General features: G+C 74.6%; 19 protein-coding genes and 1 pseudogene (1 of these 20 cut by a window edge). 9 read left to right on the forward strand and 11 right to left on the reverse strand.

All coding sequences use genetic code 11. From position 1 onward, the window contains the following. The 4 genes in view from LUZ64_RS20125 to LUZ64_RS20140 are tightly spaced (at most 3 nt apart) and all read right to left on the reverse strand, a layout consistent with a single transcriptional unit that may run on beyond the window. Window positions 1-4,268 carry the start of an SDR family NAD(P)-dependent oxidoreductase gene (locus LUZ64_RS20125; protein WP_232398648.1) on the reverse strand. Its footprint begins 17,305 nt before the window's first position, so 4,268 of the gene's 21,573 nt are visible here — the first part of the coding sequence; it begins with the start codon at window positions 4,266-4,268; its stop codon lies beyond the left edge, outside the window. Beyond that, window positions 4,265-6,256 (reverse strand): asparagine synthase (glutamine-hydrolyzing), encoded by a 1,992-nt coding sequence (gene asnB / locus LUZ64_RS20130; protein WP_095580277.1) that lies wholly within the window; start codon window positions 6,254-6,256, stop codon window positions 4,265-4,267. The genes LUZ64_RS20125 and asnB overlap by 4 nt, the downstream gene beginning before the upstream one ends. After that, window positions 6,244-6,525 carry an acyl carrier protein gene (locus LUZ64_RS20135; protein WP_095580279.1) on the reverse strand — a complete coding sequence of 94 codons (282 nt, stop codon included), beginning with the start codon at window positions 6,523-6,525 and terminating at the stop codon, window positions 6,244-6,246. The genes asnB and LUZ64_RS20135 overlap by 13 nt, the downstream gene beginning before the upstream one ends. 3 nt (window positions 6,526-6,528) lie before the next feature. After that, window positions 6,529-7,407: an ACP S-malonyltransferase gene (locus LUZ64_RS20140; protein ID WP_095580281.1), complete on the reverse strand. Its 879-nt coding sequence runs from the start codon at window positions 7,405-7,407 to the stop codon at window positions 6,529-6,531. 398 nt (window positions 7,408-7,805) lie between these two features. On the opposite strand from LUZ64_RS20140, the gene LUZ64_RS20145 reads away from it, so the two are divergent. Continuing rightward, on the forward strand, window positions 7,806-11,090 hold the full coding sequence (locus LUZ64_RS20145) for an ATP-binding protein (RefSeq protein WP_095580283.1): 3,285 nt from the start codon (window positions 7,806-7,808) through the stop codon (window positions 11,088-11,090). Between the two features lie 37 nt (window positions 11,091-11,127). Here LUZ64_RS20145 and LUZ64_RS20150 read toward each other — a convergent pair whose 3' ends face one another. The 3 genes from LUZ64_RS20150 to LUZ64_RS20160 form a co-directional block, all read right to left on the reverse strand. Continuing rightward, window positions 11,128-11,346 carry a hypothetical protein gene (locus LUZ64_RS20150; RefSeq protein ID WP_143593066.1) on the reverse strand — a complete coding sequence of 73 codons (219 nt, stop codon included), beginning with the start codon at window positions 11,344-11,346 and terminating at the stop codon, window positions 11,128-11,130. A gap of 13 nt (window positions 11,347-11,359) precedes the next feature. Then, a complete protein-coding gene (locus LUZ64_RS20155) occupies window positions 11,360-11,947 on the reverse strand; it encodes a superoxide dismutase family protein (RefSeq protein ID WP_232398650.1) in 588 nt (195 codons plus the stop codon). Window positions 11,948-12,185: 238 nt separating this feature from the next. Further along, entirely contained in the window at window positions 12,186-12,863 is a 678-nt protein-coding gene (locus LUZ64_RS20160) for an AIM24 family protein (protein ID WP_095580289.1), read from the reverse strand. 614 nt (window positions 12,864-13,477) lie between these two features. Between LUZ64_RS20160 and LUZ64_RS20165 the strand changes: the two genes are divergently transcribed. Both LUZ64_RS20165 and LUZ64_RS20170 read left to right on the forward strand, forming a co-directional pair. After that, window positions 13,478-14,356, forward strand: coding sequence for an isocitrate lyase/PEP mutase family protein (locus tag LUZ64_RS20165; RefSeq protein ID WP_232398652.1), 879 nt, complete (start codon window positions 13,478-13,480; stop codon window positions 14,354-14,356). A gap of 218 nt (window positions 14,357-14,574) precedes the next feature. Next, a complete protein-coding gene (locus LUZ64_RS20170; RefSeq protein ID WP_232398654.1) occupies window positions 14,575-15,414 on the forward strand; it encodes a pentapeptide repeat-containing protein in 840 nt (279 codons plus the stop codon). Between the two features lie 18 nt (window positions 15,415-15,432). Here the strand turns inward: LUZ64_RS20170 and LUZ64_RS20175 are convergent, their stop codons facing one another. Next, window positions 15,433-16,587 (reverse strand): M4 family metallopeptidase, encoded by a 1,155-nt coding sequence (locus LUZ64_RS20175; protein WP_095580295.1) that lies wholly within the window; start codon window positions 16,585-16,587, stop codon window positions 15,433-15,435. A 269-nt stretch (window positions 16,588-16,856) separates the two neighbouring features. Here LUZ64_RS20175 and LUZ64_RS20180 point away from each other — a divergent pair, with 269 nt between their 5' ends. From LUZ64_RS20180 to LUZ64_RS20195, 4 genes and pseudogenes are all read left to right on the forward strand, one after another. Further along, window positions 16,857-17,216 carry a hypothetical protein gene (locus LUZ64_RS20180; protein WP_232398656.1) on the forward strand — a complete coding sequence of 120 codons (360 nt, stop codon included), beginning with the start codon at window positions 16,857-16,859 and terminating at the stop codon, window positions 17,214-17,216. 145 nt (window positions 17,217-17,361) lie between these two features. After that, the gene (locus LUZ64_RS20185; protein WP_232398658.1) at window positions 17,362-17,712 is read left to right on the forward strand and encodes a hypothetical protein; all 351 of its coding nucleotides are present in this window, start codon (window positions 17,362-17,364) and stop codon (window positions 17,710-17,712) included. Window positions 17,713-17,726: 14 nt separating this feature from the next. Continuing rightward, window positions 17,727-18,412: pseudogene (locus LUZ64_RS20190) on the forward strand (PhzF family phenazine biosynthesis protein). Between the two features lie 32 nt (window positions 18,413-18,444). After that, the gene (locus LUZ64_RS20195) at window positions 18,445-19,200 is read left to right on the forward strand and encodes a Mut7-C RNAse domain-containing protein (protein ID WP_232398661.1); all 756 of its coding nucleotides are present in this window, start codon (window positions 18,445-18,447) and stop codon (window positions 19,198-19,200) included. 229 nt (window positions 19,201-19,429) lie between these two features. On the opposite strand, the gene LUZ64_RS20200 is transcribed toward LUZ64_RS20195, so the two are convergent. Continuing rightward, entirely contained in the window at window positions 19,430-20,440 is a 1,011-nt protein-coding gene (locus LUZ64_RS20200; protein WP_095580961.1) for a polyprenyl synthetase family protein, read from the reverse strand. Between the two features lie 202 nt (window positions 20,441-20,642). Here LUZ64_RS20200 and LUZ64_RS20205 point away from each other — a divergent pair, with 202 nt between their 5' ends. Next, window positions 20,643-21,317, forward strand: coding sequence for an ABC transporter ATP-binding protein (locus tag LUZ64_RS20205; RefSeq protein ID WP_095580960.1), 675 nt, complete (start codon window positions 20,643-20,645; stop codon window positions 21,315-21,317). Then, entirely contained in the window at window positions 21,314-22,117 is an 804-nt protein-coding gene (locus LUZ64_RS20210; RefSeq protein ID WP_095580959.1) for a hypothetical protein, read from the forward strand. The genes LUZ64_RS20205 and LUZ64_RS20210 overlap by 4 nt, the downstream gene beginning before the upstream one ends. Before the next feature lie 42 nt (window positions 22,118-22,159). Here the strand turns inward: LUZ64_RS20210 and LUZ64_RS20215 are convergent, their stop codons facing one another. Continuing rightward, window positions 22,160-22,642, reverse strand: a complete 483-nt coding sequence (locus tag LUZ64_RS20215) for a nuclear transport factor 2 family protein (RefSeq protein WP_095580958.1) — start codon at window positions 22,640-22,642, stop codon at window positions 22,160-22,162. A gap of 58 nt (window positions 22,643-22,700) precedes the next feature. Continuing rightward, window positions 22,701-23,309 carry a carbonic anhydrase gene (locus LUZ64_RS20220; RefSeq protein WP_095580957.1) on the reverse strand — a complete coding sequence of 203 codons (609 nt, stop codon included), beginning with the start codon at window positions 23,307-23,309 and terminating at the stop codon, window positions 22,701-22,703. Between the last annotated feature and the right edge of the window lie 479 nt (window positions 23,310-23,788).

The raw sequence follows: 23,788 nt of genomic DNA on the forward strand, positions 1-23,788 counted from the left end.
GCCTCCATCGTGGCGGGGTCGCGGTGGATCACCTCGCCGAGGAGCTCCTTCAGGAGGTCCTCGGTCCGCTCCCGGAGCGCGCCGTCGCCGGGGGCCGCGGGAGCGGCGGGGGCGGCGGGCTCGGGGGCCGGGCCCGTCGGGAGGTGGGCGAGGGTCGCGTCGGCCCCGTAGGCGACGACGACGTGTGCCGGGGCGTCGTCCAGGACACGGCCGAGCACCCGCAGGCCCTCCTCCGTGGGGAGGGGTTCCCAGCCGCGCTGCCCGCGCATCGACTCCCGCGTCAGGTCGTCGACGGTCATCCCGCCGTCCGCCCAGAGCGGCCAGCTCACGGCGGCCGTCCGGCCCGTGCGCTCACCGGCGTCGACGAGGGCCTGCCGGTGGTGCGCGAAGGCGTCGAGGAAGGCGTTCGCCGCCGCGTAGTCCGCCTGCCCGGCGTTGCCGTAGACGCCCGCGACGGAGGAGAAGACGACGAGGAAGTCGAGCGCGAGGGCGCGCGTCGCCGCGTCGAGGTTGAGGACGCCGCGCACCTTCGGCTCCAGCACCGCGGGGAGGTCGGCCGCGTCCTTGCGGAGCACGTAGGCGTCGCGGAGGACGCCCGCGGCGTGCACTATCCCGTCGAGCGCCCCGTGTTCGCGGGTGAGGGTGCGGACGGCGCGTGCGACGTCCTCGGCGCTGCCGGTGTCGGCGGGGAGGTAGTGGGCGTCGACGCCGGCCGCCCGCAGCGCGGCGAGGGCCTCCTCGCTCGCCGGGCCGGGGGCCGAGCGCCCGCTGAGGACGACGGTCACGCCGGGGTGCCGGGCGAAGTAGCGGGCGACGTGCCGGCCGAGACCGCCGAGACCGCCCGTCACCCAGTACACGCCGCCTTCCTTCAGCGGCGGGACCTCGGGGCCCGCCCCGAGCGCGAGGCCGGCGGGCAGCCACGCCCGGCGCGTGCCGTCGGCGGTGCGGTGGACCTCGGTGAGGGTCTCCCGGTCGGCGGCCTCGGCGCGGAGGACGCCGGCGATCCGCCCGGGGGCCATGGTGTCGAGTCCGGCGACGCGGACGACGCGCCCCGAGACCAGGGGGTTCTCCAGGGCCGCGGTGGCGAGGAGGCCGGTGAGCGGCGCGTGGAAGTGCCGGGGCACGCGGTCGTCGACGAGGACGACGAAGCGCTGCGGCGTCCTCGGGCGCGCCGCCAGGACCTGCTGGACCCGTGCGAGGACGAGGCCGAGCACGGTGTCGACGCCGTCGGCGAGGCGGCCGGGTGTGATGTCGGGCAGGTGGGTGAGCGTCAGGCCGGGCTCGCCCGCGAGGCCGGGGGTCCGGGCCGCGGCCTTTCCGGTGAGGAAGGCGTGCACGGTCTCCGTGCCCGTCGCCGTCTCACGCTCCGCGGCGGGCGGGGCGTCCGTCCACCGGCATGTGGCCGTGACGACGCGCGCCCCGGCGGCCGCCCGGGGCGCCGCCTTGGGCGTGCTCGTCCGCTGGACCAGTCCGCGCAGCCGCACGTCGACGGCTCCTTCCGTGTCGCAGAGGTCGATGTCGAACACGGCGGCCCCGCCGCCGCCCGGCCGCCGGCGGACCACGGCCCAGGTCACCGCCGCGCAGGGGCGGTGGACGTCGATCCGTTCCAGCGCGAACGGCATGGTGGGGCCGGCCGGTTCGCGGTCCTGTTCGCGGTCGGCCGCCATGAGGACGAGCGAGGCCTGGAAGGCGGCGTCCAGCACGCTCGGGGGCAGGACGTGGCCCTGGTCCGGGCGGGCTCCGGGGGCGGGTGCCTGGATCCGGGCGAGGAGCTGCCCCTCGCCGAGGTGGATCTCGCGCAGGGCGCGCATCGCGGGCCCGTAGTCGAGGCCCTGGCCCTGGAACGCGGCGTAGGCGTCCTCGGGGGCGTGGGGCGTGGGGCAGGCGGCGCGGAGCGCGCCGAGGTCGAGGGTCTCCGGCTCCTCGGCCGGGAGGAGTTCGGCGGTGCCCCTGCCGTGGACCGCGGCCGGCGCGGCGTCGTGGGCGGTGGTCACCTCGAACGCGAGCTCCCCGGCCGCTTCCCCGGCGCCGGGCGTCAGGCTGACGCGGACGTCGACGGGCGCGTCACCGGCGACGAGCGGGCGCGGCCACACGACCTCGCGGAGCCGGACGGCGGGGAGCCCGCCGTCCGACGCCCGCGCGGTGTGTCCCGTGGCGTCGGCGACCGCCGCGCGGGCCATCTCCAGGTAGGCGACGGCGGGCAGGACGCGCGCGCCGCCCACCCGGTGGGCCGCGAGGAACGGCTCGTCACCGGTGAACGTGGAGGTGTAGCGCTGTCCGGCGAGGCCGGAGGTGTTGCGGTGGAGGAGCGGGTGGAGGGCGGCGGCGCCCCGCGCGGGGTCCGCCTCCGGGGTCTTGAACCAGTGGCGCTCGCGGGCGAAGGGGTAGCCGGGGAGCCGGACGCGGCGCGGCCCGGCGGACCCGGCGGCGTGGTGCGGCTCCGGTAGCTCAGCCGTCTCTCCGCGGGCCCAGCGCGCGGCCGTCTCCAGGAGTGCGGTCACGTCCTCGGTGAGGGCGGCGCCGGCCCGTACGGTCGCGCCGGGGTGTGCCCCGGCCCCGGCGAGCGTGCCGGACAGGAAGGCTTCGAGCGCCTCGGTGAGTTCGGGCACGGAGGAGACGACGAACGCGACACGGGCGGGCATCGGCTCCCGGCCGGCCCGCAGGGTGTACGCGATGTCGGCGAGGTCCTGGGGCGGCCTGAGCGCGGCGGCGGCGTCGCCGGGCCCGAGCGGGCGGAGGTGGCCGAGCAGCAGCTCGGCCACGGCGCGCAGCCGGTCCGGGGTCTTGGCCGAGAGGGGGACGAGGTACGGGCCCGCGGGCTCCGGCGAGCCGTCCGCCGGGTGTTCCGCCGGGCGCTCCCCCGGGTGTTCCGCCAGGTGTTCCTCCAGCACGACGTGGGCGTTGGTGCCGCCGAAGCCGAAGGAGCTGACGCCCGCGCGGCGCGGCGCGGGCCGTCCGTCCGCCCCGGTGGGCGGTCCGGCCCAGGGCTGGGTGTCGCGGACGATGTGGAAGGGGCTGCCGTCGAGCTTGATGAGCTTGTTGCGGACCTCGAAGTTGACGGTCGCGGGGAGCTTCCGTCCGGCGAGGGCGCCGATGACCTTGGCGATCCCCGCGACGCCGGCGGCCCCTTCGAGGTGGCCGATGTTGGTCTTGACCGAGCCGATCCCGCAGGACTCCGGCTCCGGGCGGGTGCCCTGTGCCTCGTGGAGCGCCTGGAAGGCGCGCTTGAGCGCGATGATCTCGATCGGGTCGCCGACCGGGGTGCCGGGGCCGTGCGCCTCGATGTACGTCACGGTCTCCGGCCGGATGCCGGCGCGGGTGTAGAGCCCTTCGACGAGGCTCGCCTGCGCGGCCGGGTTGGTGACCGTCAGGGAGCTGGTCCGGCCGCCGTGGTTGGTGGCGACGCCCTTGATGACGGCGTGCACCGGGTCGCGGTCGGCGAGCGCCCGCGCGAGGGGCTTCAGGAGCAGCACCGCGCCGCCCTCGCCGCGGACGTAGCCGTCGGCGCCCTGGTCGAAGGCCCGGCACTCGCCGGTGCGGGAGAGCATGCTCGCCTGGCTGAACGCGACGAAGTGCTTCGGGGACCAGCAGAGGTTCACCCCGCCGGCCAGGGCCATGGAGCAGTCGCCGTTGCGGAGGGCCGAGACGGCCTCGTAGACGGACACCAGCGAGCTGGAGCAGGCGGTGTCGTTGGTGATGCTGGGGCCTTGGAGGTCGAAGAAGTAGGAGACCCGGTTGGAGATGATCGAATAGGCCGTGCCGGTGGGGAAGTAGGCGTCGGTCGCGGCCTTCTCGCGTTCCATGAGCTCGGCGTAGTCGGCGTGGCAGACGCCCATGAAGACGCCCGTCCGCGTGCCCGCGAGGGCGCTCGCGCGGTATCCGGCGTCCTCGACGGCCCGCCACGCGAGTTCGAGGGCGAACCGCTGCTGCGGGTCCATGGTCTCCGCCTCGCGCGGGGAGATCTGGAAGAAGGAGGCGTCGAAGCGGTCGGCGTCCTCGACGAAGCCGCCCCAGACGCTGCTGGTCTTCTCGGCGCCGCGCCGGGGGTCCCCGAAGTACCGCTCCTTCGACCAGCGCTCGGCCGGTACCTCGGAGATGAGCGAACGGCCGGCGACGAGGTGCCGCCAGAGCTCCTCCAGGGTGTCCGCGCCGGGAAGGCGCAGGGCGAGCCCGATGATCGCGATGTCGTCGGTGTCCGCCGGGGCGTCCGCCGGGTTCCCCGGGCCTTCCGTGCCCCGCGTGCCCTCCGGGGTGGTGAACGTGCTCATCGCATTCCTCCGACGCGCGGCAGGACCCGTCGGTTGTCGACGACGGTCCGGATCTTGAGGCCGGACTCGGGCGAGGCGTCCGGCCACGCCGTGTCCCTCACGAACCGCTGGTCGAGGAGCGCGGTGGAGAGCAGGAGGACGAACGCCTGGTCCTCCTTGGTGCTGATCTCCTCGGCGGGGGTGGCCATGATCTTCGCGACGAGCTTCCGCGCGAAGACCGGGTCGGCCCAGTCGAGCTTTCCGAGCTCGGTGTCGGAGAGCACCAGTTCCAGGTATTCGGGCCGCCGGTCCTTGAACACGGCGCTGCCGGGGGCGCGGTAGGGCTGCTTCCGGCGGGCCAGGCTGGAGGCGGGCAGCTCACCGCGGAAGGCCCTCTTCAGCAGGGCCTTCTCCTCGGATCCGTCGTCGAAGCGGAGGTTCACGGAGGCGGCGGCCCGCACCACGGCGGGGTCGAGGAAGGGGCACCGGTTCTCGACGCCGTGCGCCAGGCTCATGCGCTCCCCCTGGGTGGAGAGGAGATAGCCGGCGAGGAGCGTCTTGTACTCCAGCCACTGGGCCTTCTGGACGGCGGTCAGGTCCGCGTAGCCGGGCGCGGTGCGCACGAGGTCGAGGACGCCGGCGAAGGGGTCGATGCCGCGGTCCTCGAGCAGGCGGGCGGCGAAGCGGCCGTTCTGGTAGCGGAGTTCGTGCGAGAAGAGGCCCGGGAGGCGTTCTTCGGAGAACTGCTGGAAGAGGCCCGCCATGTGCTTCCGGTGCGCGGGCCCGAAGTGGGCGAGCTCGGGGTGGAGGCGCGCGAGCCCCGCCTCGCGCTCCTCGCCGGACAGCTCGTGCCAGGAGGCGCGCAGCATCGTCTCGCGGAACAGCGAGTAGCCGAGGAACGCCTCGTCGGCGCCCTCGCCGCTCAGGACCGTCTTGATCCCGGAGTCCCGCACATGGCGGGACAGGAGGTACATCGGGACGAACGCGGTGCGGAAGGCCGGGACCTCGGCGTGCTCGACGGCCGAGGGGAAGTGCTCCGCGATGTCGGCGCCGGACACCGTGACGGAGGAGTGCCGTGTGCCCAGGTGCGAGGCCACGACCCGCTGGCTGCCGGACTCGTCGAACTCCGCGCTCTCGAACTCGACCGAGAACGTCCGCACCTCTCGCGGGGAGAGGTCCGTCGCCAGCTTCGTGACGATCGAGGAGTCAAGGCCGCCGCTCAGGTAGACGCCGACCTCGACGTCACCGCGCAGGCGCTTCTCGACGCTCGCGCGCAGGGTCTCGCGGACGAACGCGGCGGCGTCCTCCTCGGAGCCCTCGAACGGCGGTGCGGCGACGGCGAGTTCCTCGTACGTGCGCAGGGTGCGGCGGCCGCCCCGGACGGTGAGGACGCCGCCCATGGGGAGCTGCCGGACGCCCTGGAAGGGGGTGCGGTCGGGCAGCGGCGTCCAGACGGCGAAGACCGAGGCGAGCTCGCGCGGGTCGAGCGTGAAGCGGAAACCGGGGAAGGCGCGGAACGCCTTCATCTCGGACGCGAAGAGGAGGGCGCCGCCGTGCTCGGTGTAGAAGAGCGGGCGCTTGCCGTAGCGGTCGCGGGCCAGGAAGAGGTCGCCCGTGACGGCGTCCCGGACGGCGAAGGCGAAGGCGCCGTCGAAGCGGGTGAGGCACTCCGGCCCCCACTGGATCCAGGCCTGGAGGACGACCTCGGTGTCGCAGTGCGTGCGGAACGGCCGGCCGAGGGCCCGCAGCTCCTCCCGCAGCTCGACGTGGTTGTACAGCTCGCCGTTGAAGGAGATCCAGTGGCGCTCCGCGGCGTCGGACATCGGCTGCGAGCCGGCGGCGAGGTCGACGATCGCCAGCCGGACGGTGCCCATGGCGAAGCCGTCGTCCAGGTAGTAGCCCGCCTCGTCCGGCCCGCGGTGCCGGATGAGGGACAGCATCGAGGTGACGACCCCGGGCGCGGCGTCGGGGTGCAGCGACGGCGCCAGGAATCCGGCTATCCCGCACATGAGGCGTCCCCCTGCCCCGCGCCCGGCCCGGCGAGCTTCCGGGCCACGAAGGCGTCGATCGCTTCGAGGGAGACGAAGACGTCGGTGAGGATCTCCTCGTCCGTGACGCCGATCGAGAACTCCTCCTCCAGGAAGCCCATGAGCTGGATGTATCCGAAGGAGTCCATGACCCCGGCCTTGAAGAGGTCGGTCCCGTCCGTCACCTCACCGCCGAATTCGACGAGGAAGCGGTCCTCGATGAACTGCCGGATCCTGACTGTTCTGTCCATGTCTCACGTCCTGGTTTCACGGAGGGGCGTACGGTCGGCGGACCGCCGGATCTTCTGCACCATGCGGAGGAGGGCCCGGCCGCCCACTTCCTCGCATTCCGTCCGGGGGTCGAGGGCCAGCAGAAGGCGGACGCTGTCGGTCCAGCGCACCGGCTCGACGAGCTGGTCGCTCAGCAGCCGGACGACGGCCCCCTTCTCATAGGGGCGGCCGGTCACATTGGCGATCACGGGGGTCGCCGGCTCATGGAACGTGAATTCCCGGAGGTAGTCCTCGAATTCGGCCCGCACCGGCTCCATGTAGCGTGAATGGAACGGCGCGCTGACGCGCAGCGGGGCGAAGCGGATGTCCCGGCGGGCGAACGCGTCGTGGGCGGCCCGGAGCACCTCGGCCGGGGCGGCGACGACGATCTGGGTGTCGGTGTTGAAACCGGCCACGTCCACGCCCTCGACACCGTCCTGCGCGAGGATCTCCCGCAGGCGCGCGGCCGGTACGTCCATGACCGCGGTCATTCCGCCGCCGGACGCCGCGGCCATCAGTTCCCCGCGCCTCTTGACGAGCCGGAGGCCGGTCTCGAAGTCGAGGACGCCCGCCGCCAGGAGCGCGTTGTACTCGCCGAGGCTGTGGCCGAGGTAGTGGTCGGCGCGCCGCTCCTCGCGGTGTTCGCGCTCGAACATCCGCAGCGCGTTCACGGTGTAGAGCGCGGGCTGGGTGTATTCCGTGCGCGAGAGGACGTCGTCCGGGTCGTCGCGGCAGAGGGCGGGGAGGTCGTACCCCAGGAGATCGCAGGCGAACCGGGTGAGGCCGGGATAGCGGTCGAAGACGTCCGCGCCCATTCCTCGGAACTGCGCTCCCTGCCCGGGGAAGAGAATCGCGAACGACATGGCGCCTCTCAGCTCGATACCGGTTCCCCCGCGACGCGGATCGGCCGGCGGGATCACCGACGCCGTCATCGTGCGACGGTCCCCTTGCGGGCCCCTGGTGCGGGCGCTGGCAGGATCTTGCGAAGCTCTGTAGTTCCCTTGTCACAACTCTTGCGGGACGCTTGCCGATTGCTTGCCAATTGCTGGTTTGGCAGCCTTGGAACGGCCTGTCCGTTATGCCAAGATCACGTTTTGGAGGGGTTCGGCGACACAAGGTCGCCCGGCCCGTCCGCCGGCACGGCCGCACCCGCGGAAACGAGAACGATGAGGACCCTATGCACGCACTCCGGACGCCGAGCCCGCCGCCGCCACCGGGGCGGGCGGACCCGGACGGACCGCTGCTGCGGGTACTCGGACCCATGTCGGCGCGATTCGAGGGGCAGGACCTGCCGCTCGGGCCGCCACGCCGGCGCGCCCTGCTCGCCCTGCTGCTCATCCGGCTGGGCCGGGTCGTCCCCACCGAACTGATCGTCGACGAGCTGTGGGGGGAGGAGCCGCCGCGCCAGCCCGTCGCCACGCTCCAGAGCCACGTCTCCCACCTGCGCCGGGCGCTGGACCCGACGGCCGGGCCGGGCGCCCCGTCGGTGCTGCGCTACGTCGCGCCCGGCTACGTCCTCCAGCTCGCCCCGGACCAGGTGGACTTCTGCCGCTTCGAGGACCTCGTGTCCACCGGGCGCCGGCTCCTGGAGCAGCGGGATCCGCGCACCGCGCGGGACCGGCTCGCCGACGCCCTGGAGCTGTGGCGCGGCTCCCCCTACACGGAGTTCTCCGCCCACCCGCCGCTGGCCGACGAGACCTCCCGGCTGGAGCAGGTCCGGCTGGCCGCGCTGGAGTCCTTCGCCGAGGCCCGGCTCGCCCTGGGCGCGGCCGAGGAGGTGGCGGCCGACCTGGACCGGGAGGTGCGCCGGCACCCGATGCGCGAGCGCCTCGTCGGCCATCTGATGACCGCGCTGACCCGTCTGGGGCGGCAGGCGGAGGCGCTGGAGGTGTACGAGCGGACGCGCAGCCATCTGGTCGAGGAGTTCGGCGTGGACACCGCCGTGGAGCTCCAGCGGGTGCGCACGGCCATCCTGCGACAGGAGCTGGGCGAGGACGGGCCGGGCGGCCGGGCCGCGGCGGCGCCCGCTGCCGCCCCGGACCCGGCCTCCGCTTCTCCCGTTCCCCCCGCTCCCTCCCCTCCCTCCCTTCCCTTCGCTTCAGCCATTTCCGGCACTCCCTTCACGCGGTCGCCGGAGCCCGGGCGGGTCCCGCCGTCGCGGATCCCCGCGCCGGCTTCCGCCGGGAACGCCGGCGCCGACACCGGGGACCCCTCGGCGCCCTGGCCGTTCACCGGCCGGGACCAGGAGCTGCGCCGCCTGGCGACGGCCGCGGCCGGGGCGCTCACCGGCCACGGGCACGTGGTGTCCGTGCTCGGCCCCGCCGGGGTCGGCAAGACCCGCTTACTGATGGAGCTCGCGCCGCGCCTGGAGGCCGCCGACGAGCAGCTCGAAGTGGTCTGGAGCCACTGCTTCCCCGGTGAGGGCGTGCCGCCCTACTGGCTGTGGACGCAGGTCCTGCGCAGGCTTTCGGCCACCCGGCCGGACGCCTTCCGCGCGGCGGCGGCGCCGTTCGGCGCCCTGCTCGCCCCGCTGATGCCCGAGCGGTCGGCCGGGCCGGGCGGCGCGCCGGCCGCCGAGGTCGACTGGGCGCAGGCCCGCTTCCTCACCCACGACGCGGTCTGCGAGGTCCTCCTGGCCCTCGCCGCGGACAGCCCGCTGGTGCTGCTCCTGGAGGACCTGCACTGGGCGGACACCGCCTCCCTGGACCTGCTGAGGCTGCTCGGCGTCCGCCGCCTGGGGCACCCGCTGAGCATCGTGCTGACGGCCCGTGACTTCGAGATCGAGTCCGACGCCACGATGCGCCGGCTGCTGGCCGAGGTGGTCCGCGGCCCCCGCAGCGAGACCCTGCGGCTCGACGGGCTGCCCCGGCAGGCGGTCGCGACCCTGGTCGAGGCGCAGGCCGGGCCGGGTGTGGACGCGGAGGTCGTCGAGGCGCTGCACCGGCGGAGCAAGGGCAATCCTTACTTCGTCATGCAGCTCCTCTCGCTCCTCGGCGACGTCCGGCACCTGCACGACCCCGGTGCCTCGACCGTCCTCCTCGCCCGGGTGCCGACGGGCGTCCGCGAGGCGCTGCGGCAGCGGTTCTCCGCGCTGCCGGAGCCGGTCGTACGGGTGCTGCGGCTGTGCGCGGTCATCGGCGCCGAGGTGGACACGGACCTGCTGCACCGCACGGCCACCGAGGACGAACCGGTCGCCGAGGCACTGGAGTCGGCGATCCGGGCCGGGCTGCTCGGCGAGGACCCGCACCACCCGGGGCGGCTGCACTTCGCCCACGCGCTGGTGCAGGAGACGCTCGCCGAGGAGCCCGACCGTGAGGAGCGGCACCGGCTGCACGCGAGGGTCGCCGAGGCGTTGTGCTCCCGGGGGCGCGGGCAGATGGGCGACGAGGAGATCGAGCGGGTGGCCCACCACTCCTGGCACGCCAAGGAGGCGCTGGCGCCCGGGGAGACGCTGCCCCGGCTGCTGCGCGCCGCCGAGCGGGCCGAGCACCACCTGGCGTACGAACAGGTCGAGACCTGGCTGCGGCGGGCGGTGCACCTGGCCGGTTTCCTGCCCGCCGACGATCCCTCGGCGCCGGGCCTGGAGCAGCGGCTGCACATCCAGCTCGGGCAGGTGCTGGCCACCATCCGCGGTTACGGCGACGCCGAGGCCGAGGCGGCGCTGGGCCGGGGCCGGGCGCTGAGCTCGGTCACGCACAGCCCCGAGGACCCGTCGGTGCTGTGGGCGCTGTGCGCGGCGCTCCTGGTGACCGGCCGCTACGACGACTCCCGGCGGTTCTCCGGGCTGCTGCGGGACCTGGCCGGGCGGACCGGGCAGCCGGTGGCGGTGCTCGGCGCGGCGTACGGGGAGGGCATCGTGCTGCACGTGCGCGGCCGGCTGCCCGAGGCGCTGGCGGAGCTGGAGCACGGCGTCGAGATGGCGGATCGTTTCGCCCGGGAAGGCCACTCATTGGCCCGGACGTTCCAGCACGATCCGCGCGTCTCGTGCCGCTCGTACGACACGTTCACCCACTGGCTCCTGGGTGACCGGCGGACGGCGGCCGTGCGCCGCCACGAGCTGCGGCGCCTGACCGACTACGAGAGCAGGCCCTCGGACCGGGCCTTCGCGCTGTACGTGGACGCCGTCGTGGCCGCCTGGGAGGGCGACGTGGACACGGCGCTCGCCTCCGGCAGCGAGGGGGCCCGGGTGGCGGGCGAGCACGGGCTGCTGTACTGGAAGGCGATGCTGAGCCTGCCGGCCGGGTGGGCCCTGACGCACTCCGGTCACGCGGACGAGGGCCTGGCGCTGATGCGCACGTCGCTGGACGAGCTGAGCCCGTCCCGGACGCGTCTGCGGCTGCCGCTGCACCTGGGACTGCTGGGGCAGGCGCAGTTCCACGCCGGCCGCCGGGAGGAGGCGGCGGACACGCTGCGCAGGATGCTCGCCGTCGTCGAGCGCCGCCGCGAGTACGTCTATCTCGATCCGGCGCTGCCCGCCACCCGTCTGCTGCACGAGCTGATGGGCCGGGACGCGGCGGAGGCGGTGCTGAAGGGGCGGCGGGGCTGAAGGGGCCGCGCCGGGGCGTCCGTACCGTCCGCACGGCTCATACGGGGGTGGCGGTGCCGTCGCCCTGATCGGGCCACTCGTGCGGGTCGACGTCGTCGTCGGCCTTGCGGCGCACCTCTTCCAGGCGCTCGCGGGTCTCCCGCTCCGCCGTCCGGCCGGACGGCGGAGCGGCGGGCCCGCCCGGTTCGGCGCGGGCCTTCGCCCCTTCCCCGCGGCCGTGGTGGCCCGCGAACGCGCCTTTGATCCTGTCGCGCATCGACATGGCGCACCTACACGAACGGCACGTTGACGCAGGCGAGTCGGGCGCCGGCGGTTCCCGCCTTGCCGGGCCTGGTGTCCGTCGCGCGTTCGTGCACCACGACGGAGCGGGCCTCGCCGTCCCGGACCCGCCAGCGCACGGAGGTCTGCGAGCGGCCGTTGCCGCGCGCGTCCGTGGTCAGGTCCAGCCACGCCTCGTTGCGCGCGTTGGCGTAGGCGGGGTCGACGGAGGGCTGCACGGGGTCCTTGACGTTCTGGTAGTGCCCGCCGCCGGAGGTCGCCGAGTCGGTGCCGCAGGGTTTCTGGTGGACGTGGGCGCCGAAGGTCCGTTTAGCCTGGACGCCCGCCAGCCGGAGTTCGAACCAGGTGCCGCGGTCGCTCGTCCGCTCCCGCACTTCCACACGGCTGCCGGGCGGTACGGACTTGGGGTCGTAGGTCACCGCCCCGTACCCGGATCCGGCGGTCGTCCGGAAGGTCTCGGTCACGGTCACCGCGCTGTGCTGGGTGCCCTCGGGGCTGGTGCTGTCGGTGGTGCTCAGGGTGCTCAGGCCCGGCGTCAGGGCCAGCGACGCGGCGAGCACCGTCGTCATAAAGGCCATCTCGGCCCCTCCTCAGTCAGGTATCAGGCCGTACCAGCACATGTTCGCCCAGAATGTCCGGGGCCACGACCGTCGCGCCGCCGATCGTGCGGCGAGGGGCGAGGCCACCGGTGTGCGCCCGGCGGACGCCGGCGGGTGGCCACGACGGCGCTCGGCGCGGCGCCACGCGTCCGGTACCGCGCCGGTGCCGCCACGGCCGGCGGGCCCGGGGCTCACCGGCGGTGGCGCGGACGGGGCGTCAGCCGTTGCTCGCCGGCTGGGGCTTCGCCTCGCTCGGCCGGACGATCACGAAGCCCTCGCCCTCCAGCTTGAGCTGGACGGCCTCGCCGGAGCCGCCGCGCAGCATGGAGCCCAGGCTCTGCGAGCGGTGCAGGGAGGTCTGGAGGTGGGCGGACCAGCCGACGACGGCGTCGGTGTCGACGAACACCGGGGCGTGCGTGGAGACGGGGATGACGATGGGGTTGCCCTCGCACATCACACCGAGCTTGCCGTGGCCGGTGAAGACGCTGTTGAAGAGGCCGCCGCCGGTCATGCCCGCGCCCTTCACGACCTTGATCTCGTAGGAGAGCGTGGGGTCGAAGCACAGCACGTTGCGGCCGTTGACGGTAAGGCTCTCGCCGGGCGCGATGTCGATGATGAAGCAGTTGGCGGCCTCGTGCGCGAACCACACCTCGCCCTGGCCGCGCACGGCCATCAGGGCCAGGCCCTCGCCGGTCATGGCGCGCTTGAGGAACTTGCCCACGCCCTGGCCCAGCTTCTCGAACTGGAGGTTGCCGCGGAAGGCGATCATCGATCCCTGGCGGGCGTAGCACTCGCCGTTCACGGCGTAGACGATGGACTTGGCGTTCTGGAGGCTCATGCCCGCCGTGGTGGCGGGCTTGACCATGTTCTCGGTGGCGAAGAGGTCGCTATGCATGGGGAAATGATGACCGGAACCCGCTCCCACCTGCAACGATCATGCGATTTTCCGGGCGGGGCCCCTCGCCGGCCCGGCGGCGGGCAGGCGGAGCGAGATCCGGCCGATCCGCGGCATATGCGAAACGGCGTCCGGGAAGCGCCCGGGCCGGTACGGACAGAGGCGCGCGGCGGAGGGGCTTCAGGAGCGTTCACACGCTACGCCCCTGGCAGGAGGCCGCTGTTCCGGATATCGGTCACGGGGCGCGAGGGGCCGGAGGTGCGGATGGGGCACTGAAGGGGCGGGACCGCCCGGAACCGATCGTGACGGACGGGACGGAAGAGGCGGACGGGGGCGGCGTGAAAGCATCGCCCTCACCATCCGCTTTACCTTGTCTATATTGCCCCATGACCATCTCTTGACTAGCCTCGCCGCGGAACGGACGGCCAGTCAGCCGGCCGGTCAGCATCAAGAGCACACGCAGCACCCAGGCAAGGGAAATGCCCGGGGCGGCGCCGTCGCGAGCGGCGCCGCACCCCGGGGCACCAGGTCATGAAACGCCGGTCCCGGCCACGGACTTCGACGACGGCGACCGGAACGGCGTACCCACGCAACCCAGTTTCCCGGAGGGTACCGTGAACCACCCCGCTCGGCTACGCACCGCCATAGCGGCGGACGGCACCACACCGCTCATCGGCGTCTTCGACATGTTCTCCGCCTCCGTCGCGGCCCGGCACTACGACGGGATGTTCGTCTCCGGCTTCGGCTTCGCCGCCTCCCACTACGGCCTGCCGGACATCGGCTTCATCGCCTGGCCGGACATCGTCGCCTTCGTCCAGCGGCTGCGCCTGGCCTTCCCGGCGCAGCACCTCCTGGTCGACATCGACGACGGCTACGTGGACCCCGAGACCGCCTGCCACGCCGTGCAGCAGCTGGAGGCCGCCGGGGCGTCCGGCGTGATCCTGGAGGACCAGCAGCGGCCACGCCGCTGCGGGCACGTGGACGGCAAGCGGATCCTGCCCCTGCAGGAGTACCTCGACAAGCTCGGCATGGTCCTCGACTCCCGCCGTGACCTCGTGGTCGTCGCCCGCACCGACGCCACGGAGGAGGCGGAGATCCTCCGCCGGGCCAAGGCCCTCGCGGCGACCGACGCGGACGTCCTGCTGGTGGACGGCGTGCGCAGCGTCGACTGGATCCGCAAGGTCCGCGACGTCATCGGCGACAAGCCCCTGCTGTTCAACCAGATCGCCGGCGGCAAGTCGCCGCGGCTCTCCCTGCCGGAGCTCGGCGCGCTCGGCGTGGACGTGGCGATCTACAGCACGCCCTGCCTGTTCGCCGCGCAGTCCGCGATGGACGCGGCGCTCGCGGAGCTGAAGACGGACGAGGGGCGGCTGCCCGTGCACACGGAGGCCGGCGTCGGGGTCGCGGAGTGCCTGGCCCTGCTGGAGCGCAACATCAGCCGCCACCACGGACGCGCCGACCGGGCCGCCGAGGCCCCGGTGGCCGTGCGCTGACGGGCCCGGCGCGCCCTCCCGCCACGGGCGCCTCTGTGTGATCGTCTTTGTGATCGTCGCAACCTCGCCGGGCGGCCCTCCCCCCTCGGGACCGCCCGGCGGGACCCGCCCGCCGCCGGGCCCCGCACCCAAAGCCCGTAAAATGGCTTTACCTGCGCAGACGCGCCGGGATGGACTCGCTCCGGACCGCCCCTCCGGAGTTAAGGAAACCTTTCACCGTGACCGCGAAACACCACGACGCCGAAGCCGACCGGACCCGTCTCGGGCTGCGGGCCGACTGCGGTAGCTGCTTCGGCCTGTGCTGCGTCGCCCTGCCCTTCTCGGCGTCCTCGGACTTCGCGGTGACCAAGCCCGCCGGACAACCGTGCGGCAACCTCCAGCAGGACTTCCGCTGCGGCATCCACGCGAGGCTGCGCACGAGCGGCTACACCGGCTGCACGGTCTACGACTGCTTCGGCGCCGGGCAGAAGGTCTCCCAGGTCACCTTCGGCGGCCGGGACTGGCGGGCGGACCCGGACACCGCCCGGCAGATGTTCGAGTCCTTCCCCGTGATGCGGCAGCTCCATGAGCTGCTCTGGTACCTGACCGAGGCGCTCGCCCTCGCGCCGGCCCGCCCGGTCCACGGCGACCTGCGCCGCGCCCTGAAGGAGACCGAGCGCCTCACCCTGCACAACCCCGCCGCGCTGCGGGAGGTCGACGTCGCGGAGCACCGGCACGCCGTCAACCAGCTGCTGCTGCGGACGAGCGAGCTCGTCCGGGCCGGGGTCAAGGGCAAGAAGAAGAACCACCGGGGCGCCGACCTGATGGGCGCCCGGCTGCGGGGCGCGAACCTCCAGGGCGCCAGCCTGCGCGGCGCCTATCTGATAGCGGCCGACCTCAAGGGCGCCGACCTGCGGACGGCCGACCTCATCGGGGCCGACCTGCGTGACGCCGATCTGTCGGGGGCCGACCTGACCGGCAGCTTCTTCCTCACCCAGATGCAGGTGAACGCCGCCCGGGGCGACGCCGCCACCCGGCTGCCGGCCGCGCTGACGCGCCCGCCGCACTGGACCGCCTGACCCAGGCCGCCGGTCCGGTCACACGACGTTGACCGCGGCCCAGGCCGCCGCCACCGCGCGGTACGGAGCGCTGTCGGCGCCGTGGAGGTCCGCGGCCGCCCGGAGGGTGGCGGTACGGGCCGCCTTGTAGTTCGTCGTCGGGGTCATGTACAAGGTCAGCGCCCGGAACCAGATCCGCTCCGCCACGGCCCGGCCGGCGCCCGCCACCGGTCGGCCGTCGTGGGTCGGGCTGTCGTAGGCGACGCCGCCGATCACCTTGGGGCCGCTGCCCTCGGACAGCAGGTAGAAGAAGTGCTCGGCGGGGCCCGCGGCGTCGCCGGGGAAGGTGGCGCCGATGCCGGGGTACCAGGAGTCCTTGGCGTGGCCGTCCCTGGAGGGCCGGTCCATGTGGCGCAGTGCCGTCGTGGTGCCGTCGGCCCCGGTGGCCTCGGCGACGAGGTAGTCGCCGGGGTCGGCGGCGTTGTCCGCGAAGAACTCCGCCGAGACCCCGAAGATGTCGTTCGTGGCGAAGGCGAGGGCGGCGGACTCGCCGCTGTACGGGCTGAGGCCGGCCGTGGCGGCGACGAGCACCTGGGTCAGCATGTGCCCGCCGGCGTCGATCCTGGTCAGCGGGCGGGCCGGGTCGGCGCCGTCGCCGTAGGTGAGGCAGGAGTCGCGCCAGATGACGTTCTGGTAGCGGTCGCCGTAGTGGACGCGGCCGCACCCGCCCCGGCCGTCGGGGTAGACCCCGCCCTTGCGGCCGTGGACGGTGAGGTAGTAGTCCCACACCACGGCGTTGACGTAGTGGGCGTCGACCGCGGCGGCCTGCGGGCCGCCCTCGCACCAGACGTTGTCGTCGTCGGTCACCAGGGTGCCGGTGCCGGTGGTGGCGCCGTTCAGGTCGTACGTCCGGTGGTCGGCGCGCCGGAGGTCGGCCAGCAGATAGCGGCCGGTCGCGGGGTCGTAGGTGGTGTCGAGCGTGACCTTGCCGACGGTGGAGCCGCAGCCGGTGCCCGTGGCGGGTATGCCGGCGGGGCGGGCGGCGGCGCCCGCCGGGGTGGTGTGCGGGCCGGCGAGCGCGGCGGCGGCGAGGGCGGCGGCGCAGACGAGGGCCGCCGGGGAGCGACGGGCGCGGCGGCGCGGTGCTCGCGGGGAGGGTGTGCGGAGCGGGCTGCGGGCGGGGGTGCGGGCCATGGCGGCTCCTTGTCGGCTGCGGCCGTGGGGACGGCGGGCGACTGCGGGCAGCAAGGGGAGCGAGAAAGAGGGGGAAAGAAGAGGGAAGAAGGGGGGGAAGAAGGGGCAACGGGGAACGCGGGGCGCGTGGAGGGGCGCCTTCGAGCGTGCCACCACCCGGCCGAATTGTCAGGACCTCGACAAATACTTGGCCCTCGATGGGTGGTTCGTCGAAATATCACCCGAATGCGGGAATGCACGCAAAGTAATTGCCAAATTACCCTAGGTGCATGCCTGAGTGGGGTCGCGCTCTGTCGCAGTCCGTCTCGCGCGGCGCGACCGCCGTGCTGATCGCCCTGCTCCTGTTGATCCCCGGCGGGGAAGCCGCCACCGCCGCGGCCGGCGGCGAGCGCGAAGCGGGCTCGGTGTCCCTGGAGTTCACCTCCGCCGACGAATACGCCTCCGAGACCGATGTCTCCGCCGCGGCCGCGGCGCGGGAGGGGAGGCGCCCCGGCAGAAGGGGCCGCCCGCCCGCCCTGCCGCCCGCCGGCGACGCGGGGCCCGGCTCCCGCGCGCGGCCGTCCGCGCCGCCGCCCGGGGCCGCCCCGCCGTCCGGCACCCCCGCGCGCCACACCGTCCTGCGCTGCTGAGGAGCACCCCGGAGCGAGCCCGCCCACCGGCCCCGAGGGGCCGCGCCGTGGGCTGCCTCCGAACGGGTCAGGCCCTTCCCGGCCCGTCCCCCACATCCCTCGCATCCCTCGCACACCAGCTGGACGAGACCAGGGAGAGGCCACCATGCCGCTCGACCCCGCACGTGCCCTGAGCGCCTATCTGCGCGCCCAGGCCTACCGCGAAAGCAGCCCCGAACCCCCGGCCGCCGGCCGTCCCGAGCGGCCGCCGGCACCCGGAGAGCCCGCCGCGCCCGCCGGGCCCGCCCCGGCCGGGACCGCGGAGTCCGCCACCGAGCGGACGCCGGACGACGCCACGGCCGCGCCGCGGCCCCTCCAGGTCGTCCGCCGCCCGCCGGGAGCGCTCACCCGGCTCCTGCGTCTCCTCCGGCAGAAGGCCCCCACCGCCCCGGCCGTGGCTCCCGCCGCCCCCGCGCCCTCCACCGGCACCCGGCGGGCCGGCCCCGACGGCGGGTGATGTTGAATGCCCGCATGATCGGCATAGCGGTGCTCAGCGTCTTCTGCGGACCCGGCGGCCGGGGCGGCAACACCCTCGCCGTGGTGCGCGACGGCACGACGGTGCCCGGCGGGCGCGCGCGGCGGGAGCTCGCCGCCGCGCTCGGCCACAGCGAGACGGTGTTCGTCGACGACGCCCGGCGCGGCGTCGTCGACATCTGGACGCCGAGCGGCCGGCTCCCCTTCGCCGGGCACCCGCTCGTCGGCACCGGCCGGCTGCTGGACGCCCGGGTGCTCCGCCCGCCCGCCGGGACGTCCCGGTGCGGCGGGACGGCGAGTTCACCTGGGTGCGCGCCGACCCGGCGTGGGCGGCCGGGCGGCACACCCGGCGGTACGGGTCGCCCGCCGCCGTCGACGCGCTGCCGGCACCGCCCGAGGGCGAGGGCTGGCTCTACGCGTGGGCGTGGGAGGACGAGGCGGCCGGGAAGGTGCGGGCCCGCGGCTTCCCGCGCCGCGGTGACGGCATCGCCGAGGACGAGGCGACGGGCGCCGCCGCCCTGGTCCTCACCCATGAGCTCGGCCGCGCCCTGGACATCCGCCAGGGCCGGGGCTCGCTGATCCGCACACGTCCGCTCCCCGGCGGAAGCGTCGAAATCGGCGGCCGCGTAAGAGTTCTGAGGGACCGGGCACCGGCGGCGGAGGACGAGCCGACCGCGCTGTGAGGGGTGGAAGGGGCCAATGGCATGCTGGAAGGGTGAACGGCCCTCGTATCGATCTGACCCTCGCCCCTGAGCTGCGCCTCTTCGCCCCCGCCGACCGGCGCGGCGCTCACGTGCCGCTCGTCACGGACGGCTCCTCCACGCTCGGCCACGTCGTCGAGTCCTTCGGCGTCCCGCTCACGGAAGCGGGCGAGATCCTCGTCGACGGCCGCCCCGTGACGGTCTCGCACATACCCGCGGCCGGGGAGTCCGTCGAGGTGCGCGCGGTGGCCCGCCCGCAGGAGGTGCCGGGAGCCCCGCTGCGCTTCCTGCTCGACGTGCACCTGGGCACGCTCGCCCGCCGGCTCCGGCTGCTGGGCGTGGACGCCGCCTACGAGAGCGAGGACATCGGGGACGCGGCGCTGGCCGCGCTGTCGGCCGCCGAGCGACGGGTGATGCTCTCGCGCGACCGGGGGCTGCTGCGGCGCCGGGAGATCTGGGCGGGCGCTTACGTCTACAGCGACAAGCCGGACGAGCAGCTGCGGGACGTCCTGGGCCGCTTCGCGCCCCGCCTCGCGCCGTGGACCCGCTGCACCAACTGCAACGGGCCGCTGCGTGACGCGGAGAAGGAGGCGGTGGGCGAGCACCTGGAGGACGGCACGCGCGCCACGTACGACGTGTTCGCGCAGTGCGTCGACTGCGACCGGGTGTACTGGCGCGGGGCGCACCACGCGCGGCTGGAGACGATCGTGGAGGACGCGGTGCGGGAGTTCGGGGCGGGGGCTCCTTCCCCGACCCGCCCCTCCCCCTGACCGGGGGCTCCGCCCCCGGGCCCCCCGGCCGCGCTGCCGCGCGGTGGCCTCGGTCGCCGACCAGGCTGGTTTTCGCCCGGTTCCGGGGAACGGTTCAGCCCGTCCGGGGGCGCCTCCAGCGGTAGCTGGGGGAGATAGCCGGGGGAATTCGAGGACCGGGGTCCGGGGCGAGCCGCACATCGGACGCTGCGGGAAGGGGCGGGGCCGGGGAAAGCCCCTCATGGGCGGCTCAGCCCGTGCCCATCGCGTAGGTGAGGCGGTGCAGTTGTTCACGGTGCGGGGTCGCGGGGAGGTGGTCCAGGTGGACGCGGGCCTTCTCCACGTAGGACTCCAGTACCCCCGTGGCCGCCTCGACCGCGCCGAGCTCGTGGAGCAGGGCTGTCAGCCTGCCGCGCGCCCGCGCGCTGTGGGCGGCGCGGGCGAAGAGCCGGCGCAGCCCCCGGGCCTGGCGCGGTACGGCCCGTTCCACGGCCAGCAGCAGCGGTAGCGTCGGGCGGCCGTTGCGGAGGTCGCTGGAGAGCGGTTTGCCCGCGGCGCGGACGGTCTCGGCGTCCCGGTAGGGCAGCAGGTCGTCGCGCATCTGGAAGGCGACGCCCAGGGTCTCGCCGTAGACCGTGAGGGCGGCGGTGGTCTTCTCGTCCGCGCCGGAGAGCAGCGCCGCGGTGCGGCAGGTGGCGCTGAGCAGGGCGGCGGTCTTCATGGTCACCATGGCGAGGTAGGCGTCGAGCCCGCACGCGAGGTCGCGGCGCAGCCGCTCCTCCAGGAGCTGACCCCGGCAGATCTCCACCCCCGTGTGGCCCGCGAGGGCGATGATGTCCAGGAGCAGGCGCGGGGCGATACCGTGCCGGTGGCACTCGGCGACCTCGGCGAACGAGCGGCACAGCAGGGCGTCCCCGGCCAGCAGCGCCTGTCCGGTGCCGTAGCGGGCGTGCACGGAGGGGCGGCCGCGGCGCTCGGCGTCGCCGTCGATGAGGTCGTCGTGGACCAGGCTCGCGGTGTGGTGACTCTCCAGCGCGGCGGCCACCGCGGCGGCCTGGACGAGGTCGCCGTCGAGCGCGGCGACGCAGAGCAGGAAGAGCCGGGGGCGCAGCAGCTTGCCGTGCGGCAGCAGGGCGTAGCGCGCGAGGTCGTCCAGGGCGTCGTCGTCCCGGGGCCAGAGGTCCTGGACGCGGCTGGTGTAGTAACCGGAGAACACGACGGCCGGAGCCCGGCCGGTCCCGGGGGTTGGATCGAGGTTCACGGATCCTCGCGAGGTGCGGTGCGGAAGCGGGCGCCGGGAGGCGTACCCGGCGCTTCACCCTTCCAGCTCCGCGCGCCGGTCCATGCCTCCAACACGGGCGCGGCCGGGTTTTTGACGCGTTCCGGTGACGGCCGGGCGGGAGCGGGCACACGCCCGCCGTGGTGGGCGTCCGGGCGCTCCGGGCGTGGCTAGGGTGTGCGCCATGCCCGGACCTCCACCCGCTCTGCACGTGCGCGACGTGCACAAGTCCTACCGCGCCCGCCATGTGCTGCGCGGTGTCTCCCTCGCCCTCGAACCCGGCACGCTGGCGGGGGTCGTCGGCGAGAACGGGGCGGGGAAGACCACGCTGCTGCGGATCCTGTCCGGGCAGCTGGCGGCGGACCGCGGCGAGGCGGTGGTCCGGGGGACGCTGGGGCACTGCCCCCAGGAGGCGGTGCTCAACGACTTCCTGACCGTCGCGCAGCACCTGCGGTACTTCCGGGTCGCCTACGGTCTGCGGGACACCCACCGGGCGGAGGAACTGCTGGAGGAGCTGCGGTTCGGGGAGTACCGGCACACCCGGGCGGGTGAACTGAGCGGGGGCACCCGGCAGAAGCTGAATCTGACGCTGGCGCTGATGCACGACCCCGGGGTGCTGCTGCTGGACGAGCCGTACCAGGGCTTCGACTGGGAGACGTACCTGCGGTTCTGGCAGGTGGCGGGGCGGCTGCGGGAGCGGGGGCGGTGCGTGCTGGTGGTGTCCCACCTCGCCTGGGACACCGGGCGGCTGGACGTGCTGTACCGGCTGCGCGAGGGCGCGGTCGAGCCGTGGCGGCCGGCCCCGGTGCCCGATCCCTCGTACGGGGACCCCTCGGTGGCGGTGGGGGCGAGCCGGTGAGACAGGCGTGGCGGCGGCTCACGACGGCGGTCGGCTTCGCGCTGCTGGAGCACGCGCGGAACCGGTTCGCGCTGGTCCTGGTGGTCTTCTACATCCCGTTCTGGCTGTCGATGGTGCACTGGTTCGTCGATCCGGCGCCCAGCCGCTTCCTGTTGCGCGCGACCGGGCGGACGGTGACGGTCGACGCCGGCCGGCTGACCATGATCTCCGGGGCGCTCAACGCCGTCACGCTGATCGTCGGCTTCATGATGTTCATGAGCACCTTCAAGTCGCTGGCCTTCGACCGGCGGCTGGCGCTCGCCGGCTATCCCCGGGTCCCGCTGCTGGTGGCGAAGGTGGCGGCGCTGGTGCTGGCGTCGGCGGCCACCGCCGCGTACGCGACCGCCGTGATCTGCTGGTACTGGGATCCCGTGCGGCCCGTGCTGCTGGCGGCGGGGCTGTTCAGCGCGGCGGTCGGGTACGGCGGGATCGGGATCCTGCTCGGGGCGTTCCTGCGCCATGAGCTGGAGGGGATGTTCGTCATCATCATGACGAGCCTGCTGGACACGATGCTCCAGAACCCGGTCAGCAATCCGGGGGCGAGCAAGGACGGTGTGCAGTTGCTGCCGGAGTACGGGCCGACGCAGGTGAGCGTGGCCGCGGGGTTCTCGGGGGCGGTGCCGTACGGGCATCTGCTGCTGGGGCCGCTGTGGTTCGCGGTGATGTGGCTGGCGGCGACGGCGGCGTTCGGGCTGCGTACCCGGAGCCATCTGCCGAAGGCGCCGCCGGTGCCCGCGCCCGGCCGGGCCGACCTGGCCTGATCCGGTCCGGCCTGGTCGGCCCGGCGGGCACGGCGCGCACCGTCAGGCCCCGGGGGCGCCCTCGACCCAGACGACGGAGGCGGTCAGGGCGTCGACGCGCCAGCCGTCGGCGGTCCGCACGGCGGTGTAGTCGTAGTGGGCGCCGCCGACGAAGAGCGGTCCGGTGGTGCCGTCCTCGGCGGGGTGCGGGACGTGGGTGGCGTGGGCGTTGGCCCGCCCGGTGGCCCGGTCGCCGTCGACGGTGACGACGGGGTTGGTGACGAGGTGGTGGGTGCGGGCCCAGGCCTTCTTGGGCGCGCCGAGGAACCCGTCCAGGCCCGCGGTGCCGTGGTGGACGCCGTTGGGCAGTTCCAGGCGGACGTCCTCGGTGAACAGCGAGCGGTACCACGTCTCGTCGTTCCGGTCGGGGGCCGTGCTGTCGAGGCCCGCGGCGAAGCGGTCGAGCAGGGTGGTGAGCGCGGCGTGGTCGGCGAGGGTCCGCACGTCGCGGCGCAGTTCGGTGATCTCGTGGGCGAGGTCGGTCATGGGGAGCTCCTTGAAGTGGGAACGGGGTGGGGCCGTGGCCGTGGTCGGGAACGGGGCGTCAGAGCGGGAGGAAGGCGTCCAGTTCCGGGTCGTGGGCGAGGACGAGGCCGGTGTCCACGCCGTAGAACCAGCCGTGCAGGCGCAGGGTCCCGGCGGCCACCCGCTCGGCGACGCTCGGGTAGGCGCGCAGCCGCTCCAGCTGGGCGCGGACGTTGCGCTGGGCGGCGGCGTGCGCGCCGGGGTCCTGGTCGTGGCCGTTGGCGCCGAGGCCGTCGGGCAGTTGGGTGGCGAGCCAGTTGGCGACGGCGGGCAGGGCGCTGAGGTCCTCGCCGCGGGCACGGGCGCCGACGGCGCCGCAGTGCGAGTGGCCGCAGACGATGATGTCGGGGACCCCGAGGACGTCGACGGCGTACTCGATGGTGGCGCACTCGCCGGTGGGCCGGTGCCGGGCGTAGGGGGGTACGGCGTTGCCGGCGGTGCGGAGTTCGAAGAGGTCGCCGGGGCGGGCGCCGGTGATCAGCGAGGGGATCACCCGGGAGTCGGAGCAGGTCACGAAGAGGGCCGCGGGCGACTGGCCGGCGGCCAGGCGGCCGAACTCGGCGCGGTGGTGGCCGTGCTGGGCGATGCGGTGTCCGAGGGTGCGGGCGTGTTCGATGAAGGGCTGCATGGGCTTCCGGTGGGTGGGAGTGGGGTCGGGGTCGGGGACGAGGCGGGTCCGACGGGCCTGCCGGTGCCCGCGTGGCGGTCCGGGGGTGCGGCGGTGCGGGGGTGCTGCGGTGCGGGGGTGCTGCGGTGCGGGAGTGCTGCGGGCGGCGCGGCCCCGCCCACCACCGGCCGGGTCACGCCGACGCCGTTCCGCACGCCCCGGCGAGTCGGGGCGTCGCCCTGCCGCCCGCCCCGGGGGCAGAGGCGCTGCGGAGGTGCGGGGGGGGCGTGCTCGGCGGCGGGCCGCGGGCGGCCCGGTGCGCTGGGCGGGCAGCGGCCGGTCCCGGAGGGCGTGCGGGTGGAACCGACGGCCCGGTGCGGGGGGACGTGCTCGGTGGCGGCAGGCGGCGCGGGCGGTCCGGTGCGCGGCGGGCAGCGGGCGGAACCGGAGGGCGTGCGGGTGGAACCGGAGGGCGTGCGGGTGGAACCGACGGCCGACGG

Origin of the sequence: Streptomyces albireticuli (assembly GCF_021228125.1) — a bacterium.
GTDB lineage: Bacteria > Actinomycetota > Actinomycetes > Streptomycetales > Streptomycetaceae > Streptomyces > Streptomyces albireticuli.

What these genes read in the sequence shown, in the direction of transcription:
- asnB (WP_095580277.1), bottom strand. Translation starts at nt 6,256, where the DNA reads ATGTGCGGGATAGCCGGATTCCTGGCGCCGTCGCTGCACCCCGACGCC.
- LUZ64_RS20135 (WP_095580279.1), bottom strand. Translation starts at nt 6,525, where the DNA reads ATGGACAGAACAGTCAGGATCCGGCAGTTCATCGAGGACCGCTTCCTC.
- LUZ64_RS20140 (WP_095580281.1), bottom strand. Translation starts at nt 7,407, where the DNA reads ATGTCGTTCGCGATTCTCTTCCCCGGGCAGGGAGCGCAGTTCCGAGGA.
- LUZ64_RS20145 (WP_095580283.1), top strand. Translation starts at nt 7,806, where the DNA reads ATGTCGGCGCGATTCGAGGGGCAGGACCTGCCGCTCGGGCCGCCACGC.
- LUZ64_RS20150 (WP_143593066.1), bottom strand. Translation starts at nt 11,346, where the DNA reads ATGCGCGACAGGATCAAAGGCGCGTTCGCGGGCCACCACGGCCGCGGG.
- LUZ64_RS20155 (WP_232398650.1), bottom strand. Translation starts at nt 11,947, where the DNA reads ATGGCCTTTATGACGACGGTGCTCGCCGCGTCGCTGGCCCTGACGCCG.
- LUZ64_RS20160 (WP_095580289.1), bottom strand. Translation starts at nt 12,863, where the DNA reads ATGCATAGCGACCTCTTCGCCACCGAGAACATGGTCAAGCCCGCCACC.
- LUZ64_RS20175 (WP_095580295.1), bottom strand. Translation starts at nt 16,587, where the DNA reads ATGGCCCGCACCCCCGCCCGCAGCCCGCTCCGCACACCCTCCCCGCGA.
- LUZ64_RS20180 (WP_232398656.1), top strand. Translation starts at nt 16,857, where the DNA reads ATGCCTGAGTGGGGTCGCGCTCTGTCGCAGTCCGTCTCGCGCGGCGCG.
- LUZ64_RS20185 (WP_232398658.1), top strand. Translation starts at nt 17,362, where the DNA reads ATGCCGCTCGACCCCGCACGTGCCCTGAGCGCCTATCTGCGCGCCCAG.
- LUZ64_RS20205 (WP_095580960.1), top strand. Translation starts at nt 20,643, where the DNA reads ATGCCCGGACCTCCACCCGCTCTGCACGTGCGCGACGTGCACAAGTCC.
- LUZ64_RS20215 (WP_095580958.1), bottom strand. Translation starts at nt 22,642, where the DNA reads ATGACCGACCTCGCCCACGAGATCACCGAACTGCGCCGCGACGTGCGG.
- LUZ64_RS20220 (WP_095580957.1), bottom strand. Translation starts at nt 23,309, where the DNA reads ATGCAGCCCTTCATCGAACACGCCCGCACCCTCGGACACCGCATCGCC.